The 16,697-nt window shown below is 60.3% G+C and carries 16 protein-coding genes; 6 read left to right on the forward strand and 10 right to left on the reverse strand.

The annotated features are described in order from the left end of the window. Positions 1-24: 24 nt before the first annotated feature. Positions 25-486, reverse strand: a complete 462-nt coding sequence (locus HZ993_RS06280) for a hypothetical protein (protein ID WP_209396393.1) — start codon at positions 484-486, stop codon at positions 25-27. A 111-nt stretch (positions 487-597) separates the two neighbouring features. Further along, positions 598-1,647, reverse strand: coding sequence for a hypothetical protein (locus tag HZ993_RS06285; protein WP_209396394.1), 1,050 nt, complete (start codon positions 1,645-1,647; stop codon positions 598-600). A 140-nt stretch (positions 1,648-1,787) separates the two neighbouring features. Here HZ993_RS06285 and HZ993_RS06290 point away from each other — a divergent pair, with 140 nt between their 5' ends. Next, positions 1,788-2,078: a hypothetical protein gene (locus HZ993_RS06290; RefSeq protein WP_209396395.1), complete on the forward strand. Its 291-nt coding sequence runs from the start codon at positions 1,788-1,790 to the stop codon at positions 2,076-2,078. Positions 2,079-2,181: 103 nt separating this feature from the next. Here HZ993_RS06290 and HZ993_RS06295 read toward each other — a convergent pair whose 3' ends face one another. Next, complete coding sequence (locus HZ993_RS06295) at positions 2,182-4,104, reverse strand: glucokinase (protein ID WP_209396396.1); 1,923 nt, start codon at positions 4,102-4,104, stop codon at positions 2,182-2,184. 69 nt (positions 4,105-4,173) lie between these two features. After that, positions 4,174-5,139: a glucokinase gene (glk, locus tag HZ993_RS06300; protein ID WP_209396397.1), complete on the reverse strand. Its 966-nt coding sequence runs from the start codon at positions 5,137-5,139 to the stop codon at positions 4,174-4,176. A 522-nt stretch (positions 5,140-5,661) separates the two neighbouring features. On the opposite strand from glk, the gene HZ993_RS06305 reads away from it, so the two are divergent. The 5 genes from HZ993_RS06305 (at position 5,662) to HZ993_RS06325 (ending at position 11,159) form a co-directional block, all read left to right on the forward strand. Continuing rightward, positions 5,662-8,388, forward strand: a complete 2,727-nt coding sequence (locus tag HZ993_RS06305; RefSeq protein ID WP_209396398.1) for a TonB-dependent receptor — start codon at positions 5,662-5,664, stop codon at positions 8,386-8,388. A gap of 210 nt (positions 8,389-8,598) precedes the next feature. Beyond that, on the forward strand, positions 8,599-8,985 hold the full coding sequence (locus HZ993_RS06310) for a nuclear transport factor 2 family protein (RefSeq protein WP_245213845.1): 387 nt from the start codon (positions 8,599-8,601) through the stop codon (positions 8,983-8,985). Positions 8,986-9,162: 177 nt separating this feature from the next. After that, positions 9,163-9,570 carry a PaaI family thioesterase gene (locus HZ993_RS06315; protein WP_209396399.1) on the forward strand — a complete coding sequence of 136 codons (408 nt, stop codon included), beginning with the start codon at positions 9,163-9,165 and terminating at the stop codon, positions 9,568-9,570. 21 nt (positions 9,571-9,591) lie between these two features. Next, positions 9,592-10,086, forward strand: coding sequence for a DUF1772 domain-containing protein (locus tag HZ993_RS06320; protein WP_209396400.1), 495 nt, complete (start codon positions 9,592-9,594; stop codon positions 10,084-10,086). Beyond that, positions 10,083-11,159, forward strand: a complete 1,077-nt coding sequence (locus HZ993_RS06325; RefSeq protein ID WP_209396401.1) for a PHB depolymerase family esterase — start codon at positions 10,083-10,085, stop codon at positions 11,157-11,159. The genes HZ993_RS06320 and HZ993_RS06325 overlap by 4 nt, the downstream gene beginning before the upstream one ends. 151 nt (positions 11,160-11,310) lie before the next feature. Here the strand turns inward: HZ993_RS06325 and HZ993_RS06330 are convergent, their stop codons facing one another. From HZ993_RS06330 to malG, 6 genes are all read right to left on the reverse strand, one after another. Beyond that, on the reverse strand, positions 11,311-11,808 hold the full coding sequence (locus tag HZ993_RS06330) for a hypothetical protein (protein WP_209396402.1): 498 nt from the start codon (positions 11,806-11,808) through the stop codon (positions 11,311-11,313). 8 nt (positions 11,809-11,816) lie between these two features. After that, positions 11,817-13,346: a caspase family protein gene (locus HZ993_RS06335; protein ID WP_209396403.1), complete on the reverse strand. Its 1,530-nt coding sequence runs from the start codon at positions 13,344-13,346 to the stop codon at positions 11,817-11,819. A 6-nt stretch (positions 13,347-13,352) separates the two neighbouring features. Beyond that, a complete protein-coding gene (locus HZ993_RS06340; protein ID WP_209396404.1) occupies positions 13,353-14,171 on the reverse strand; it encodes an AraC family transcriptional regulator in 819 nt (272 codons plus the stop codon). 35 nt (positions 14,172-14,206) lie between these two features. Further along, positions 14,207-14,830: a LysE family translocator gene (locus HZ993_RS06345; RefSeq protein WP_209396405.1), complete on the reverse strand. Its 624-nt coding sequence runs from the start codon at positions 14,828-14,830 to the stop codon at positions 14,207-14,209. A gap of 117 nt (positions 14,831-14,947) precedes the next feature. Next, positions 14,948-15,730: an endonuclease/exonuclease/phosphatase family protein gene (locus HZ993_RS06350; protein WP_245213847.1), complete on the reverse strand. Its 783-nt coding sequence runs from the start codon at positions 15,728-15,730 to the stop codon at positions 14,948-14,950. Next, positions 15,675-16,697 (reverse strand): maltose ABC transporter permease MalG, encoded by a 1,023-nt coding sequence (gene malG / locus HZ993_RS06355; protein ID WP_209396407.1) that lies wholly within the window; start codon positions 16,695-16,697, stop codon positions 15,675-15,677. Before malG ends, HZ993_RS06350 begins: the two co-directional genes overlap by 56 nt.

Here is a 16,697-nt window from a genome sequence, read left to right on the forward strand (position 1 = left end):
ATAGGCACAAATGACTTAAAGCATTCAGCCAGCAGCTGCTCTGTAGCGGGCCACCAGCCGGTGGTGCCGGTGGCGAAAGACGAAACTATAGATGAGTCTGAGCAGCGGGGCCATCCAGACCATGCGCGGCGAAAAAACAATGCTGTCGCGCACCGTGCAACCAGCGCCAGCGGCCTGGACGGTGCGCACATGCTGCCACATGCGGTTGGTCCAGGACGAGGAGTTCTCCACAAAGCCCGACTCAGGTGTAAACGTGAACGAGCCAAAGCGATGCCGGTCCACCGGCAACACGCCCAAAAACAAAACCCAGCTGGCAAACAAGGCATCCCCACCCTGCCAGTCCGCCAGCCGCACCGCACGCCACTTCTTGGGCGCGGTCATGTGAATCCACGGACCCAGTTCGTAGTTGACCGTGGTCAGTGACTGCTGGGCCCAGAAGTCAGTGGGCGATATCGAAAGCGTGCTGGAGAAAGTGAGTGCGGTCATCAGGGTTCTCTTTTGGTGAGGATGGTGTGGATGCGCGCAATTCTCAAACCCTGTAGCTGCTTCAGGGCAAGCCAAAACCTAAAAGCCGAAGGGCCAAATTGATCCAATGGGTCAAAACGCCCCGTGCTCCGGCGCTGCGTGCCACTTGCCCGGGTTGGGCATCCATGCCGGATCTGCTTCCCTTTCAAGTAGCGCACAGACCACAGCACCCAGCGCCATACCCAGATGTTCTTCTGCTGCCGCCGCACCCGCATCCCCCAGATCAGCGGCCAGCACAAAGCTGCGGAACCGCTCCCAGTCAGCGCCCAGCTGCGCCACCACAATACGCGCCAGGTCGTAAGACAGCATATTGCCGTCATCGTTGCGCAAGAAGGATTTGCCTGACCAGAACTCCTGTATCTCCGCCGCGCCCCAGAAGCCCTGGTGTTTGTCGTGCATCTGCTGGGGCGTGAGCAACCCGGGGCCGGGTGGGCTCAGCCGGTGTTCGGTGTTCACGGCCAGCCCTTCATTGAGCCAGGCCGGAATGGGCAGGTGGCTCACACAGCTGTGCGTCAACTCGTGGGCAATGATGGGCTCGATGAGCCGCATGTCGGCCTTGGCCGTCACGAAGTGGCCACAACCCGCATTGATGTACATGCCGCTGCTACCCGCAAACTCCCCCGCCTCGGGGTAGTAGTGGGACACATAACGGTAGTAGGTCTCTTCGTCGTCGAAGACGATCAGCAGGTCCTTGCCCCACGCCGGGGCCTGTGCAACGCCATCCAACAAACGGACGATTCTCTGCAAGGTCTTGCCCATGTAATCCAGCATGGCGCGGGCCACGTGAGGCTCCAGCGTGGATAGCAGCACCGCCCCACCCTCTTGCCGCAGCTGGTAGGCAGGGCCCAGGCTGGCCTGCAGGTGCTCCAGCCACGCCAGCTCGCAGCGCGCCCATGCGTCCGCCTGCAGCGTGGGGTCACCCAGGCCATCCACCCAGGTCTGGGCCGCTGCCCAGTCCAGATACGGGAATCCGTTGTGGTGCGACAAATGGGTGGACAGCGGGAAGCCTGGAGAACCAGATGCGGTCACTTCAGTAGTCGGCACTGGCACGTGGCGGGCCACGGCCTGTGGATCCGCTGCACGCTTCGGGGTGGATACGAGGGATCGAAAAAACTCAAGCATGGGCGCCTTGCGGTGATGGGATTGGAAATGCTGCACAACGCAGACCCGTTGGTGTCCCATACGGAAATCGATATACAAGAGCACTAGGGTTAACCCTATACTGCGCCGCAGCATCATCACTTTTACAAAAAGGAATTGTTATGACCACCGCTACGTTGAACACCTCAACCATGGCTTCGGCACCATCCACCACCATCGGATTTGCCGCAACAGAACTCGCCGTCGCCGCACAACGCCTGGCACTGGCCATCTGGACGGCATTGGCCGCAAGCTTCACCTGGCACGCAAAGGCGCTGACGCCCCAACAAGCCGCACAACAAGCGGCCCAGGAACTGCGTGTATTTGCGAGCTCCATCGCAGCCAACGACCCCAGCCACGCCAACGACCTGTTCGCCGCGGCTGACCGCCATGAGTTCGGCGACAACTCGTAATCGCTACAAAATCAATAGCGACTCCCTCATATTTCACGGGGGCTAGAGGCATAAATCGCTTACAAGCCATCGGCTAAACGGTCATACACCCCAATAGGGAGTTTTATCGACTATGTGAAGTCAGATGCGCCAGCGGCCCAGCCGCACTGACGCCTGGCCCCTTGCGCCGCGCACTGGGTGCAGGCTGGCCACCAGGGGCCACTTCGTCCAGGCCCATGGTGGCATCGCTGCCCAGGGCTGGCACACTCGCGCCGCGGTGTAGGGTAACGCCCACCACCAAAATGTCCACCATCAGCAAGTGCAGGATGCGGCTGATCATGGGCACCTGGGTGGCAATGTCTTCCACGTGGTCAACGATCAGCGCCAGGTCAGCCTTGCGGGCCAGCGGCGACTGGCTTTCGGTGATGGCGATCACCTTGGCACCGCGTGCCTGCGCGGTCTCAGCCACGGCCAGCAGCTCGGCGATACGGCCGCTGCTGCTGATGATGAGCACCACATCGTCGCTGCGCAGCAGTGCGGCAGAGAGGGTTTGCAGACGCGGGTCGGTGTAGGCCACGGCAGATACACCCACACGCAAAAACTTGAACTGCGCATCGCTGGCGACCGCACCGTAGTGGCCCACAGCATAAATCTCCAGGCGGCTCGACCCGGCAATCATGCGCATGGCGCGGTCCATGCTGTCGCGGTTCAGGTGGTCACGCGCCTGCAAAATGGCCGATGCAGTATTGCCCAGAACCTTGGCGCCCAGCTCCAGCATGGAATCCGATCCCGTGACTTGGGTGTGGGTGATGGGTATGGTGCCCGTCAGGCCCGAGGCCAGGCGCAGCTTGAAGTCCGAGAGGCCCTCACAGCCCAACGAACGGCAGAAACGAATCACGGTGGGCTGGCTGACGTCGGCCGAGCGGGCTATTGTTGCAATCGGGTCGTTCAGCACCGAGCGCGGTTGGGCCAGCACATGCTGGGCCACACGCTGCTCGGCCGGTGACAGGCTGGTGAGTGCACGGCGAATCTGGCCCAAAATGGCCGAGCCGTTGGCACCCTCCAGCTCGCGCAGCTGTGATGCAAGGATGACGGATGCGCCCAAGAGCGTGGCATCGGTTGCGGTGATGACAAAGGTGGGGATGCCCTTCATGTAATCGGTGAAGCGGCCCTTGTCTTCAAACCGCTGGCGAAATGGCGACTGGTCGAAGTACAGCCCCAGGCGCGGCACGATGCCACCACCAATATAAATACCGCCAAAAGCACCCTGGCTGACCGCCAGATTGGCCGCCGCCGTACCCAGGATGGCGCAGAACACGTCAATCGTTTCCTTGCAGATGGCGTCACTGCCCTCCAGCGCCAGTCGGGTGATTTCGGGTGCGTCCAGCGTGCGCTGCGGCTGGCCTGCGCGGTCGGTCAGGGCATTAAAGATCAGCTCGATGCCGTGGCCCGACAACAGTCGCTCGAACGACACGTGGTCATAGGTGCGCCAGGCGTATTGCAGGATGGCGATTTCGCGTTCGTCATGCGGTGAGAAGCTGGTGTGGCCGCCCTCGGTGCCCAGCGCAATCCAGCCATCGTCGGCCGGTATCAGGCCCGAGACACCCAAGCCGGTACCCGCACCAATCAGGCCCACCATGCTGCGCGGCACGGCGGCACCACCGCCAAACTGGCGGCGCTGTTGGGGTGTCAGACTGGGCACGGCCATGGCCAGTGCCGTGAAGTCATTCACCACCACCAGGTTGTCCAGGTGCAGGCGCTCACGCATCTCTTCGATGGAGAACTGCCAGTGGTAGTTGGTCATGCGGACCTGGTCACCCGCCACCGGGTTGGCAATGGCGACTGCCGCGTGTTTGATATCGCCGGCCGTTACACCCTTGAGCTTGGCGAGGTAGGCCGTGACGGCCGCGTGGAAGTCTGTGAAGTCCTGGCAGCGCAGGGATTCACTTTGCTCGAACACATGGGGCGCCACCTCCAGCGCGAACCGGGCGAACGTGCCGCCGATGTCGGCGATCAGGCGCGGGTGGTCAAAACGCGGTTCGGACATGTCGGCTTCCCTTTGTCATTAATTCATCAGTCAAGGGTGAAAGCTTAACCGGGCCGCCGCCCCTTGCGATCAAGGCAGCGTATCGAGCGCGCAGCTGGCCCCAACCAGTGCGGGTGTAGACGCGGTGATCACCCAGACCGGCAGCGTGGACAACAAGGCGCGGTAACGCCCCTTGCTTTCAAAACTATTGCGGAACACGGCGGCGTCAAACGCATCACCCAGGCGCGGCACGATGCCGCCGCCGATATAAACACCACCCAATGAGCCCAAGGTGAGCGCCAGGTTGCCGGCCACATTGCCCAGGAAGCGGGTGAAGTAATGCACGGCCTGCACACATTGCGCATCCGATCCGGCTACCGCAGCGTCGGTCACATCCGCGGGCTCCAGTGCCCGCGCGGGGAGCCCTTCCATGGCACAAATGGCCTGGTAGATATTGACCAGGCCCGAGCCCGACAACACCCGCTCGGCGCTGACATGCTCAAACTGCTTGCGCAGCAAGCCCAGCAGGGTGGACTCTACATCGTCATTGGCCGACAGCGTGACGTGGCCGCCCTCGCCTGCCAAGGCGCTGTAACGGCCATTGGCATCCGGCACCAGGCCCGACACACCCAGGCCGGTGCCTGGGCCGAGCAAACCTATGGTGGAGCCCGCCACTGCGGTGCCGCCACCCAAAGCGCGCAGATCCGTAGGCTTGAGCGCGGGCAGGCTCATGGCCAGCGCGGTGAAGTCGTTCACCACCAGGCAGCGCTCCAGGCCCATGGCCTTCTGGAATGCGGCGATGGAAAAGCGCCAGCTGCTATTGGTCAGACGCACATCGTCGCCGGTGATGACCGTGGCGATGCCGATACCGGCCCAGCGGGGGTTTTTATGGCCATGGGCCAGCAGGTAGTTGGCGGCGGATTCTTGTATGGAAGCGCTGTCTTCGCAGGGCTGCACGGAAATGTCTTGCAGCTCGGCACCGGCCGACGCCTGCCATGCCCAGCGGGCATTGGTGCCACCAATGTCTCCCAACAACCTCGGATAACCCTGATTCATTCCCAAAACTCCCTGGTGCCCCACCGGAACACTGTGTATGTAGTTAAACGACAATAAGTTTACAACCGACTACAAAAATACTACGTTAGGGAAAACGTTGATTTTTATAGGTATTGCCCAATTTTCGCCATGTGACAGGATGCGACAATTTATTAAAACAACAAATTGATTGACAACATCGCAGCCAAAACACGCAAAAACCGGAACAAGCAGCGGAGTTTAACCACATTGGTCGGATAGTGTTTGTAATTTGCCTACATATTCAGACGACGTCGGTTACATGAATGCGCTTTCATGCTGCAATTTTAGGCACATTGTGTTGCTTTTTCGCTTAAACAGCCGGTTTTAAGTGATCTTCAGGCACTACAAATCCAAAACTGGTATTTACCCCTATGTTTGTAAATATCTAGTTTTGATACAAACTAGTCTGTGAGTTGGGAAAACGCCCTCCCATTTACGTGTCTTTCAAGCCCCCGCTCAAAAGACGATTAGCCAGCCCCGAGTACCAGGAGATAAACCAAAATGAGTTCCACCGTTCAGCGCTCCACGCGATCCACCGCGCGCAGCTCCCTCTTCAAACTAGCCCCCGTGGCAGCCGGTTGTGCCGTGCTGATCGTGACGTCGTCTGGCGTTTTTGCGCAGACGGCTGCACCCGCACCCGACCTGAACACGGTCACCGTGGTCGGTATCCGCAAAGGTATTGAAGACGCGATCTCCGTCAAGAAGAACTCCACCTCCATCGTGGAAGCCATCTCGGCCGAAGACATTGGCAAGCTGCCCGACGTCAGCATTGCAGAGTCCATCGCCCGTATGCCCGGTCTGGCGGCACAACGCGTGGCAGGCCGTGCGCAAGCCATCAGCGTGCGTGGTCTGTCCCCCGACTTTGCGACCACCCTGCTCAATGGTCGCGAAATGGTCAGCACCGGCGACAACCGCAGTGCGGAATTTGACCAGTACCCCTCCGAATTGCTGAGCGGCGTCACCATTTACAAGACACCCGACGCCGGCCTGGTGGGCCAGGGCCTGTCTGGCACGCTGGACATGCAAACCGTGCGCCCGCTGAACTTCAAGGAACGCACCGTCTCCATCAACCTGAAGGGCGAGAGCCGCTCCATCGGTTCCATCGCCGACACCAAGGCCACCGGCAACCGCTTCAGCGTGAGTTACATCGACCAGTTTGCCGACCGCACTGTGGGTATCGCGCTGGGCTTTGCCCACCTGGACTCCCCCATCCTGGAAAACCAGACCGGCCTGTACGAGCCCTGGAAAAAAGACACACGCCCCGGTGTAACACCTGGCACCTATATCCATGACGGTATCAAGTCGCTGGCCAAGAGCGGCAACATGAAGCGTGATGGTTTCATGGGTGTGCTGGAAGTGCGCCCCAACAAAAACTGGACCAGCGTGCTGGATGTGTATGCATCCACCTTCAAGCAGACCGACACCAACAACCAGTACGAAGTCAACCTGAGCGGATACAACGGTACCAACCCGTACATCCCGTTCACCTACTCCGCACCTATCATCAGCAACGGCGTGTTGGGCGGCGCCAATGCGGTCAACGTCTACCCCCTGGTGCGTGGCCAATACAACAGCCGCGAAGACAGCATCAACGCCCTGGGCTGGAACAACAAGTTCAAGTTTGACGGCTGGTCTTTGCTGGCCGACGTGAACTACTCCAAGGCCAAGCGCAACGAGCTCTACCTGGAGAACAACACCCAGCTGGCCGCCACACCCAATGGCTCTTCGCTGGACACGCTGTATGTGAACTGGGCCAACGGTGGCTTCCCCACCATCAAGGGCAACCGCGACTACAGCGACCCCACCAAGCTGTTGACCGGCAACTCCATCTATGGCCAAGGCTACGGCCGCAAGCCCCAGGTGGAAGACGAGCTGCAAGGCTACAAACTGGTGGGCACCATCCCCCTGTCCAGTGGATTCTTCAGCGGTGTGGATGTGGGTATCAACCTGTCGGACCGCAACAAACGCAAGCGCCAGCCTGAAGGCCCGCTGGAAGCCAATGGCACACCCACCATTGCCAGCGACCTGCTGTATTCGCCGGTGGACCTGGGCTTCTCGGGCAGCGGCATCATCCCCTCATGGAACGTGCCTGGCGTGATCGCCCGTTACTTCCAGCCGTTCAACCCCTCCGAGATCAACTCCGGCGCCATCAGCCGCGCCTGGGACGTGAAAGAGAAAGTCACTACTTCCTTCGTGAAGGCCGACATCGACACCGAGTGGGGCTCGGTGGGTGTGCGCGGTAACGTGGGTGTGCAGGTCATCAACACCGACCAGTCCTCCAGCTCCGCCTATGTGGACAACGCCTCCAGCGGTGCGGTCAAGCCCGTTTCCAACGGCAAAACCTACACCGATGTGTTGCCCAGCATGAACCTGGCATTCGGTCTGGCAGATGGACAGACCGTGCGCGTGGCAGCGGCCCAGCAGATCGCCCGTGCCCGTATCGACCAACTGCGCTCGTCGTTTGAGTTCAACGTCGACCAGACCACACGCCGGCCATCAGCCAGCGGCGGTAACACCCAGTTGGACCCATGGCGCGCCAATGCGCTAGATATTTCTTACGAGAAGTACTTCGGCACCAAGGCCTACTTTGCGGCAGCGGCATACTACAAGGAGCTGAAGACCTACATCTACGAAGAAGGCCGCACCATGGACTTCTCCAAGTTCACGCCCGGCACCATTGCCATCACCAACATGGGCCAGTACACCGCACCGTACAACGGCAACGGCGGCACCATGCGTGGTTTTGAGTTGTCGGCATCGCTGCCCCTGAGCATGTTGACACCGGCACTGGACGGCTTCGGTATCTCGGCCAGCACCTCGTACAACGACAGCGCCATCCGCGTGCCCACCAACGGCTTCAACAGCTCCACCGTGGGTACCGACACACCGCTGCCAGGCCTGTCCAAGAATGTGTCCAACCTGACCGTGTACTACGAAAAAGGCGGCTGGTCCACCCGTATCAGCCAGCGCCACCGTTCGGAGTTCATTGGTGAGATCGGCAACTTCGCCGGTGACCGCAGCCTGCGCTGGGTCAACAGTGAGAAGGTTGTCGACTTCCAGGTGGGCTACAACTTCAACGAAGGCAGCATGAAGGGTCTGGGTCTGGTCCTGCAGGTCAACAACCTGACCGATTCGCCTTACAGCACCTACGCCGATGCTCCAGACCATCCGCTGGAGTACATGAAGTACGGCACCACCTACTTGTTTGGTTTGAATTACAAGTTCTAAGCGTTTCGGGTTTTCATTAGGGTTCGCCCCACTGCTCACGCGGTGGGGTTTTTTTTGGCCGGTACTATAGGGGCTGATCGCTTATTCAACCTTTCAACTAGAAGTCCCATGAAGCCCTTCTTAACTTGCGCAGCTCTTGTTTTGGCCCTCGCCTTGCCCACACTCACCTGTGCCCAAATAGCTGTTACGCCACAAACGAACCATGAACTATTGCTGGCAGCCTCAGACACACGCCTTGCCGCCAATAAGCGCCTGGTCTATGACTTCTGGCGCGAAGTTTTCGAAGGCGGCCATATGGAGTTGGCCGATAAATACCTGGCAGAGGGTTATATACAACACAACCCGAATGTAGCAACGGGGCGCGCAGGGTTTGTCGAGGCCTTCTCCAAATGGGTCAAACCAAAACCAATCGAGGCCAAGGTCAAGGCCCCGCTGGTTGCTATCACCGCAGAGGGCGATTTGGTCATTCTGAGTTTTGTGCGAGAAGGCGTTGACCCCAAGGACGCATCCAAGAAATACACCACAACTTGGTTCGACATGTTTCGCATCGAGGCAGGCAAGATTGCCGAGCACTGGGACCCTGCGCCCAAGTCATAAGCACAACTTGGTTACCGTGGATTTGAGCCCGGTACTGAATGGCCATTGGGGAGATTGCGCCCATTCGTTCTTTATAGAACAAGAGCTCTTGTTTTTGCCGCACGCTTACGGGGCGTTTTACGCGGCGATAACCCACGTTCACCAATCGTTTACACAACCCATTTACCATTTTTTCTTATGCCAACCCAATCCGAACTATCCGCCTTCCTCATCAAGGAATTTCCCCAAACCCAATGCACCATAGAAACCGTGGGCAACATGGGCGCCACAATACGGCACCCGGTGGGCGCTGGCGAATTGCGGCCCGGCGGCACGGTGTCCGGCCCGGTGATGATGGCGGTGGCAGATGTGGCCTTGTATGTCGCCATCTTGGGCGAGATCGGCATCGTGCCGCTGGCGGTCACCACCAACCTCAACATCAACTTTTTGCGCAAGCCCGCCGGTGACCGTGCCGTCATCGGTGTGTGCAAGCTCATCAAGGTGGGTAAGACCTTGGCGGTGGGTGAAGTGTCTTTGTATTCCGAGGGCAATGACGCGGTGGTGGCCCATGTGGTGGGCACCTACGCCATTCCCCGGGACCGTTAACCATCAGTGTCATAGATGTCCATGCGCCACCACACTGCATTCGTCCTCAGCCTGGTAGCCACCTGTTTGCTCGGCATCATGGCCGGTTTCTTTTATGCCTTTGCCATCGACGTGGCTCCAGCCATGGCGAATCTGGATGCGTCGGCTTACATCACCACGCAGCAGTGGATCAACCGCGTGGTCCGCAACGCCACGTTTGGCGCCACCTACTTTGGATCGGCGCTGCTGCCCCTGGCCGCGGCACTGGCAGCCTTTTGGTGTAGCCAGCGGCGGGTAGGCTTGGCGTGGCTGGCTATCGGCTTGGTGTATTTTGCGGGGGTGTTCTGGCTGACACGCACGGTCAATGTCCCGATCAACGATGCCCTGGCGACCTGGCAGGCCGCCAGCCCGCCCAGTGACTGGGCACATGCGCGTGACAACTGGAACGATGCCAACCTGGTGCGAACCTGGGTTGCGATGGCATGTTTTGTGGCCGCCGTGGTGCTGGTTGCTGTCACACAAGGACGTACACGATGAACTTCACAGAAAAACTGCTGCCGATGGGCACCGCGCTGGCGGTATTGGCTTGCAGCCTGCTGGTTGTGCCGCACCCGGCCTCTGCCCAAGACAACGCCGCGCCAACCAGCCTGCGCGAGCGCATCAAAGAGCGCCGCCAGGCCAGGCAAGAGGCCCGATCGGGTGCACAAACCCCAACCGCAGGCGGCAACCGGATCGAACAACCCGGTGACTACAACTTTACGCTGGAACATGGCGGCCATACCCGCCATTACCGCGTGCATGTGCCGCGCAACTACCAGACGGGGAAGCCCACACCACTGCTGATGGCCTTCCACGGTGGCGGCGGCAATATGGACTACCAGGCATCGGATGAAAACTACGGCCTGATCAGCAAGTCGGAGTCCGCTGGTTTTATTGCGGTTTTCCCCAACGGCTATAGCAAGCTGCCATCGGGAAAATTTGCCACCTGGAATGCAGGCAACTGCTGTGCCGACGCCCGGGACCACAACGTGGACGACGTGGGTTTTGTGCGGCAGATCCTCAGCGACCTCCATGGCCGACTCAGCATAGACCGCAAGCGCATCTACGCCACAGGTATGTCCAACGGCGGCATGATGGCCTACCGTCTGGCCTGCGAGATGCCCGACACCTTTGCCGCGATTGCTGCCGTGGCCGGCACGGACAACACCGCGCAGTGCGCCCCCAAACGCCCCATCGCCGTACTGCACATCCATGCCCAAAACGATGACCGCGTGCTCTACAACGGAGGGGCGGGCCGCAAGTTTGGCGACGTGTCCAAGGTGACGGATTTCACATCGGTGCCCGCCACGGTATCTAGATGGGTGGCGCACAACAGCTGCAGCCCCACACCCCAGCGCACGCTGTCCACAGCGGGCGCCTACTGCGACCGCTACGCGCCCTGCCAGGGCGGCACCAGCGTGCAACTGTGTGTGACCGACAGCGGCGGACATTCCTGGCCGGGTGGCCACAAGGCGCGTGCAGGCGAGACGCCATCCCAGGCGATTTCTGCCAACGATGTGATGTGGGAATTTTTTACAGCGGTATCGGGTGGAGTGGGCTCCCAGCGCTAAGAGTCTTAGAGCGAAATAGGCCTCTAGCCCCCGTGAAATATCACAAGGTTGCTACTTATTTTATAGCATTCAGAAAAGAATGGCTGGTGACCCTGCCAAGCCACCGCTGCGCACCGCCGTAGTGAGGTGCCTGACGACACAGTCCTACCCCTTAACCGCGGATTCCTGTGGAATCCCGCACGATTTTTCGGCTCTTGGTGATGGCCTTCTCGTCTCTGCTGGATGCCAGACACACACGGTGGGCCGGACCTATCAGCCAGAGTTTGTGCAGCATGCGTCCACCATTCTCAGCACGGGAGTCGATGGTGATGGTCGAAAAATCGGACAGCCTGTATTGCTTTGAGTGCACCGTGACGACCAAGCTTAGTTGCTTGGTGATCCAGCCCTCGTTGCGGTTGACGCGGTAGGTGACACGCAGAAAAAGGCAGAGAAAGCCGAAACCAAAGATGGCGACACCTATGCCGCGGATCAGATTGGGATCCGCCATTTGTACGACCCCATCCCGCAATGTGCCCGTTTTCCACCCCTCTGGATGCAACAACATCACCAGACCGAACACGCAGGAAAAAAGACCCGCAACGATGAGGGACCGGGTCGGTGGCTGGAAGAGTAGCGAACCACCGGAGGCATGGGGAACAACGCGGAACATGATGGACGTTAGCGTGGCGCAGGAATGTAGTCAACAACCACCTGGCTGCTGGAATCTGCAATCCGGTTGCCGCCGCGCAGCATGCGGTCGTAACGCACCAGGCGCATGGTGGTGGGCTCTATCCACAAGGTGCCGGTAAAGTGCCCATTGGCGCTACCCAGGTTGACAAAGCCATCAATGGCTACCTTGTAGGTCTTGAGGCGGGCACCCGGTATGTCCAGGTCTTCCAGCGCCACCGTCTTGAAGTCCAGGCTGACACGTGCATCAAAACCTGCCACGCGGTTGAGAAACGTAGCGCGCCAGCGCTTGCCCAGCGAAATGTCGGCCGGGACCATCATGGTGGGTGGGTCCTTCAAACCAGAGTCGTCGCGCACCAGGGCGCCCATCTGGTCATACACCGTCATGCCCCCATTGATTTCCACCCGGTTGTCGTCGGCAAAGGTCACCTTTTGCACTTCGCGCCGCTGAATACCGGTCAACCGATCGGTCGTCACCAGCGTGAACTGGTCACCCAGCGCATACCGGTTGGTACCGCTGGGCAGGGTGGCAATGCCATCGCGCCGGCGCTGCGCCACCAGCAGTGGCCTTTGCAGTTGGTCCGCCCGGAACTGCGCCATTTCGCTGATGAAGCCATTGGGGTAACGCTGCAAAAAGCCAAAAAAATCTGCCGCCTGCTGGGATGCCTTGATACGGTCCCACGCAGCCTTCTCGGCGTCATACCGTTGCTGTCGTTGGCTGGCACCCTCGGGGTCGGCCTTGGCAAACCCGGTGTCAAAACTGAAGGCCTCATCCAGATTGGAACTGTCCGACGGGATCTGCCGCCCTGCACTGTGCAAGCGCACCTGCAGGCGTACACGCGTGAAGACGTCTTCGACACGGGCCATGGGTTTTTGCAGCTCTAGCAGCAAGTACCGGGTGTACAGGCCATTGGCCGAGTTTGGCGTGTCGCCATCCGCGGCCACATTGCCGGGTGTGGTGGCGAAGGCCATATAGGTACCGGGTGGTGCATCCACCGGGGCCAGGCCTTTGGTGGCCAGCTGGTTGTCAAACGGGTTGTCGCGGCAGGCGTCCAGCACCACCAGGTTGAGGCGGTTGCCGGCGGCCTTGAAGGCATCCAGCACGCCGCCCACATCCAACGTTTGCGCTGGAATGTCGGCCGCGTCCTTTAGGCGGGCATCCACCGGCACCATGAAGTTGCGCCAGTCGTACTGCAGGCCATGGCCTGCGTAATACAACATGCCAACGCCCTGCTTGCCCTGGAGCTGGTCACGCACCGTGGTTATGGCCTGCGCCATCTGCTCACGTTTGCCATCCCGCAGCTCCACCACCTGGAAGCCCAGGCCCTTCAGCGCAGTGGCCATGGCAGCGGCATCGTTGCCGGGGTTGGCCAGTGCCGCGCCGTCGGGGTATGCGGCATTGCCAATCACCAACGCAATGCGCACATCTCCCGGCGCCCGGGCACTGGCGCTGGCGCAAAGCAGAACCAGCGCACACAAACCAGCACGCAGCCAAGGGGTCAGTGCGGGCAGGCATTGCACCGTGTCTCAGCCCAGGTAGTTGCCGGGTGTGGTGGCGTGCCGCTTCTTGAAGTGGCGCTGGAAATGGGCCTGGTCCGCAAAGCCCAACTGGTGCGCCACATCCGACAAACCCGCGCCCTGCTTGAGCAGCGTCTTGGCACGGTTCAGGCGCTGGTCTATCTGGAAGGCGTGGGGGGTTTGCCCAAAGGCCTGTTTGAACTTGCGTATCAGCTGGTAGCCACTCCAGCCACTGGGTTGTGCCAGTTGCGCCAGAGACAAATCGCACTCCACCTGCGCGCAGATCAGCGCGCGCACTGCGTTCACCACCTGTTCATCTGCACCGGGTTGGGTGGGCACCCCACGGGGTACAAGTGCGTGTTGTGCGATGAAGGTGAGCAGCCATTCGTCGACCTCCAAGGCATCCGCACTGCGGTGGACCAGGGCATCGGCAATGCGGCCCAAGGCCTTGTACACCTGGGGCTTGTCGGTGGCATGGTGTGCCAGTTGCAGGCGCGGCGGGTGTACGGCATCGGCCAACGGCAGAAAACTCTGGTGCACCCACCGGGCGTCCACAAACAACATGCGGTAGGACCAGGCCTGGTCGGCATCGGGGTTGCAGGCATGCGCCAGTCCGGGCTCCATCATCACGGTCATGCCAGGCTTCAGGGCCGTGTTATGGGCGCCGTGGGTATAGACGGCCTGGCCTGCATCGATAGTGCCAAAGGAGTATTCGTCGTGGGTGTGGGTCTGGTAACAGTCGCGCGAGCCGGTGGCCGTGCGCAGTTCCAGGTGGGGCAAGCCGGGGACACGGACAAACTGGTGCGCGGCGGGCTTGGGCATAGACATGGCCGCCATCCTAATCCGAAACGCAGCCACCACATTCAACCGGCCTGCGCCAGCATGCTGTAGACCGTGAACACCAGCAACGCGGCCAACGCCCGATTGAACAGACGCTGGTACGGTGCATGGGCCAACCAGCGGCGTATCAGACGGCCCAGCGCCGCCCAAGCCGCCACCGAGACAAAACACACCACACCCGAGATGGCACAGAACATCACCAGGCGCGCGGCGCTGTCGGGGCCTTCGGGCACAAACAGGCTGACGCCGGACAGCGCCACGAGCCACGCCTTGGGGTTCAGAGACTGGGTCAACACGCCTTGCAGCAAGCCCTGCGTCCAGGCGCTGAGTGTGTCCACACCTGGGCCTTCTGCGCCCGACACACGGGGCGGTGCTCCAGCAATCCGTGCGGCCAGGTACAACAAATAGACGGCGCCAGCGTACTGGGTGGTCTGCGCAATTTGCGGATACAGCGCCAGCAGCACCTGCAAACCGTTGCCCATCAACCAGACCACGGCGCAATAACTCAGTGTGGCGCCCAGCACATGCGGCAACGCGCGCACAAAACCCTGGGTCGCACCCAGCGCCGACGCAATCACATTCACCGGCCCCGGAGAAATGGAACCGGCCAACGCAAACACCGCCATAGAAACCCACACCGCCTGCATAACGCACTCCCTTTCCAGTTGATCTGGTGGGGAGTATTGCGAGAGCGCAGGTTTTTGTATTGAACGAAATTGCACGGGCCACAACGAAGGCTTGCCTGGCGGTGCATGCCAACAGGCTCAACGGTCCAGTACAAGATCAGCCATCACCGGAAAGTGGTCCGATGGATACCGCCGGTCCTGCGAATCGCTCAGGGTGCCAAACTTCAGCACGGTGATCTGGGGGCTGACGAAGATGTAGTCGATGCGTTCGGTGGGTGTGGCGTCCCATCGAAAACCGTTGAATGTGGCCTGAGGGCCATAGGGCGGCGTGGCGCTGTGCTCGCGTGCATCGCGCAGGGCATTGCGCATTGTCGCCATGGGTTCGGTGTCGGGGGTGGAGTTGAAGTCACCCACACAGACGACCGCGTGGTCACCCGCAATGGTTTGGATTTTGTGCAGCAGCAGCTTGGCCGACTCGCGCCTTGCGACTACACCCTGGTGGTCAAAATGCACCGAGAACACATAGAAGTTTTTGCCACTGTGCAGATCGCGCAGTTTCACCCAGCCGGCGATGCGGTTGCAACACGGTGCGTCCCAGCCTTTGGAGGGAATATCCGGCGTCTCACTGAGCCAAAAGTGCCCCTGGTCCAACACGCTGAAACGCGACTTGCGGAAGAAGATGGCTGCGTGTTCACCCGCTGAGCGGCCATCATCACGGCCCACACCCACATGTGCATACCCATCCATCTGCGCAAGATCGATGATCTGCTCTGCCAGACCCTCCTGGGTGCCAAACACATCCAACCCATGGAAACGGATTGACGCGCTGACAAATGTTTTGCGGTGTGACCAGTCATTGGCACCATCACCCGGGTTGGCGTAGCGCAGGTTGTACGAGGCGACGCGCAGGCCGTCTTGCACGGGTGCCGCCTGCACCGGCGCAATCACCCCACAGCAGGCCGCAAGCCAAAGCCAAACAAGGACCTTGGCCACGGCCTAACCCTTGACGCCGCCCGAGGTCAGCCCCCGACACGATCCAGCGTTGCGCGGCCAGAAACACCAGTGTGATCGGCAGACCCGACAACACGGCCGCGGCGGCAAAGTCGCCCCACAGGTAGCGCTGTTCGTACAGGTAGTACTTGGAGCCGACCGCCAACGTCAGGTTGGGCTCTTCGCGCAGCAGCACGGATGCAATGGGGTATTCGATGATGGTGCCGATAAAGGCCAGCACAAACACCACCATCAGAATGGGAACGGCCATAGGCAGCAATACGCGGTAGAAGGTTTGCCACGAGGTGGCGCCGTCCACCTTGGCGCACTCTTCTATCTCGGTGGGTATGGTCTCGAAGTAACCCTTGATGGTCCAGATATGCATGGCCACGCCGCCGATATAGGCCACGATCAGGCCACCATGGGTCTCGATGCCCAACCAGGGAATGAAACCACCAATGGCTTCAAAAATGGCGTAGATGGCCACCAGGGCCACGGCCACCGGGAACATCTGCAGCAACAGCATGCTGTTCAAAATGGTGGTCTTGAAACGAAAGCGCAGGCGGGCAAAGCCATAGGCCGCGGTGGTGGACACAGCAACGATCAACAACGACGAGATGGTGGCAATCTTGATCGAGTTCCACAACCACAACATCACCGGGAACGGCGGCTGCACCACCACGCCGTCGGCCTGTGTATGCGCAAAACCCAGCGCCAGCTTCCAGTGCTCCAGGCTGATCTCAGTGGGGATCAAAGAGCCGGTCGAAAAATTGCCTGGCCGCAGCGAGATAGACACCACCGCCAGCAGCGGAAACAGCGTGACGGCGATCAACACCCACAAACCCACATGGGCTGCGACCACACGCCAGCGTTGGCTTTTACCGGTAACAACGGCCAT

This window comes from Rhodoferax sp. AJA081-3 (assembly GCF_017798165.1).
GTDB lineage: Bacteria > Pseudomonadota > Gammaproteobacteria > Burkholderiales > Burkholderiaceae_C > Allorhodoferax.